The 2,757-nt window shown below is 33.0% G+C and carries 2 protein-coding genes and 1 pseudogene; all 3 read right to left on the bottom strand.

The features are described from left to right. On the bottom strand, positions 1-297 hold a 297-nt coding region (locus tag JVV30_RS12995; protein WP_204194356.1), incomplete at its 3' end, for an SAUGI family uracil-DNA glycosylase inhibitor. A 518-nt stretch (positions 298-815) separates the two neighbouring features. Then, positions 816-2,441 carry a cassette chromosome recombinase CcrB gene (gene ccrB, locus JVV30_RS12990; protein WP_204194355.1) on the bottom strand — a complete coding sequence of 542 codons (1,626 nt, stop codon included), beginning with the start codon at positions 2,439-2,441 and terminating at the stop codon, positions 816-818. 21 nt (positions 2,442-2,462) lie between these two features. Next, positions 2,463-2,757 (bottom strand): annotated as a pseudogene (locus JVV30_RS12985) (cassette chromosome recombinase CcrA); the annotation flags it as partial.

The raw sequence follows: 2,757 nt of genomic DNA, 5'->3' as shown, positions 1-2,757 counted from the left end.
ATTTTTAGTATCTGTGAGGTATAGAAAGTCCATATCAAAATGATCTAGATAACCAATACTGATGAGTTGATTATTAGCATACATTAGAAATGGATAGATACTTAGCTCATGTAGCTCATTATTATAGTAGGTATAAGTGTCAAGTGTAAGATGCGCAAGTGGGGTATGGTCTACAAAGCGAGTAGGAAGTATATTTTCTGCTGCTTCTTCTAACGCTTCACATTCCCATGTTTCGTTGTTAGATAGTTGGAATAGACGAGTTATATATTGTTTGAGTTCTTGAGTGGTTGTTTTCATATCATTGCCTCCTAGATAGTGTGATAGTGATGTAGTTGATATACATCATTGGGATAATATATATTTGATTTGTCATTTATTACGAATCCCGGTGGGAATAAGAGAAAATTCTATATAAAAACCCGCTACAAACGTTGGTGTAACAAGGAAATCCCGGAATCCCACTCATTTTGACGAACAATCAACTCATTATTTATAAGTATTGATGATAGGATTGGGTCTCTGCTTCCTTATATATATTATTTATTTATAAAGAATAACGGGATTTTGGTATTGTGCTTGCACAATCCTTCTGCTTCTTCGAATCTGCAAATCCCATTCCTTTCCCGGTAAAAAATCATTGTGGGATGTTCTTTAGCAATTTCAATATAAGCATCGTGTAGTTATGAAAATAATTACGACAATGACTGTTTCATTAGATAAGTGTTATTGAAATTGATAAAGAGAATTCTAAAATCGTTAGATAAAATAAGTGAAAGAAGATAGGAAAGATTATTGTCAAACAATAGTTCTATTAGCTAAATAGTAAGATATAGGGTTTGTGGCAAAAATAAAGACGAAGTGCTGAGAAGCACTTCGTCTAGATTATTATTATTGAAAAGTTGTTTAATAATTTCATTATTAAGTTTTAGTGTAACAAAGAATTGCTTTTTATGATTCTTATCTTTACGAATGTCAATACGGTCAATAACCGTTAGGTACAAAGCTTTGAGCTGTGATTTATCCATGGATTCTATATTTTGAAATATTCGTTGTAATAAAGCAGCGATTTGTTTAGTATCATAAAATGGTTTCTCTTGATTTTGTTGGTGCTTGAGTTGATTAATTTGGTTTGTGATATCATTCAGTTGTGTTTCATATTGATGAATGGTTGGTTTGAGTGCAGATGTTAAGTCTGGATTGTCTTCGATGGTTTGAATTAGATTTTTAAGTTTAGTGCTAATTTCATCAAATTGTTGTTGTTTATAAGCAATATCATGGTTAAGTGCAGCTACATCGACTTGATTCTCTTGATTGACATGTTCGACAACTTGTTTGAGAACTTTATCACTTTTGACAATTTCAAGTATTTGGTCCATAACATATTTTTCAATGACATCGGCTCTAACACTATTCGCAGAACATACCTTTGAGCCTTTATTTCGAAAATTACTACACGAATAGTAACGAATACGTTTTTTAGTGCCATCTTTAAGTGTGTTTGTGGTGTTACTCGCAGCCATAGGTGCAGAACATTGGGGACACGAAATTAATCCAGTTAAAATATTGGTTCCTTTACCATGGACTTGTGGTTTTTCACTTACTTGTTTCTTACGTGCTTGCACTTTATCCCATAATGATTGACTAATAATAGGCGTGTGTTTACCTTCAGCGATTACTGGCTTATCATTCAAGCCTTTACGACGTTTATCATTCCAATCTTTGTATTTCGCGAATTGAATTTTACCAATATAGAATGGGTTTGAGAGAATATAAGTAACAGCTGAAATACTAAATGGATTGCCTTTCTTAGTGACATAACCTTTATGATTGAGTGCATTGGCTATTTTACGATAGCCATGACCTTTGGCATAAGATTCAAAGATATATTTAACGATGTTAGCTTCATGTTGATTAATCATTAATTCTTTTTTATTATCAGGTATGTTATTATATCCTAATGGAAGATTGCCTTGATAATAGCCCTCTAAAGCTCTTTGATGTTGACCGTTGTAAATATTCTCTAAAATTGTATTTCTTTCAAATTCGGAAAAACTTGCAAGTATATTTAATAATAATTTACCTGTCGAATTTTTGACTTCCATGCGTTCAGACAAGCTGAAAAATTCAACATTTTGACGATGTAGTTCTTCGACGATTGTCAGTAAGTCAGAAGTATTACGTGCTAAACGATTTATTTTATAAACAATCACACAATCTAACTTTCCATTTTTTGCGTCTTGTAACATGCGCTGTAGTGCAGGGCGATTCATAGATTTTCCAGAAATACCCCGATCTGCGTATATATCAACGAGGTCATAACCATTAAATTGGCAAAACTGCTCTATTTGTGTAATTTGACCATCTATACTATAACCTTCCACTTGTCTCTCTGTGGACACGCGAATGTATGCTCCGATTCTCTTCTTCTTCATTTCATTCATATTTTTTCATCCTTTCATCTATTAAGCAATCGATGATTGCGTCGTTTGATTGACAATGTTTAGAGGTTCATTTTTGAAATAGATCCCCGCAAGGGTTTTGTTTTTAGTAATACTAATTACATCAATATAGGGATTCAGCATGTTTAGTGTGAAACGTTGTTGAATGATGTTTTGGAAAGCTTTTCGAATTTGATACGTACTGATTGATGATATAGGTTTTGATTGTTGATGTAATGATTGCGTTTGTTCTCTGAACGTTTCTGCATCAATTTTGCCTTGGGCTAATTTTTCTATTAGCTGCTCGTGATTGAGTGTA

Origin of the sequence: Staphylococcus sp. GDY8P47P (genome assembly GCF_016892225.1) — a bacterium.
Lineage (GTDB): Bacteria > Bacillota > Bacilli > Staphylococcales > Staphylococcaceae > Staphylococcus > Staphylococcus borealis.
The sequence above is the reverse complement of the archived record's forward strand: the minus strand, read 5'-3'. Positions and strand labels throughout refer to the sequence as shown.

Bases quoted from the DNA above. Each gene is read 5' to 3' on its own strand.
- ccrB (WP_204194355.1), bottom strand. From the start codon at position 2,441: ATGAATGAAATGAAGAAGAAGAGAATCGGAGCATACATTCGCGTGTCC.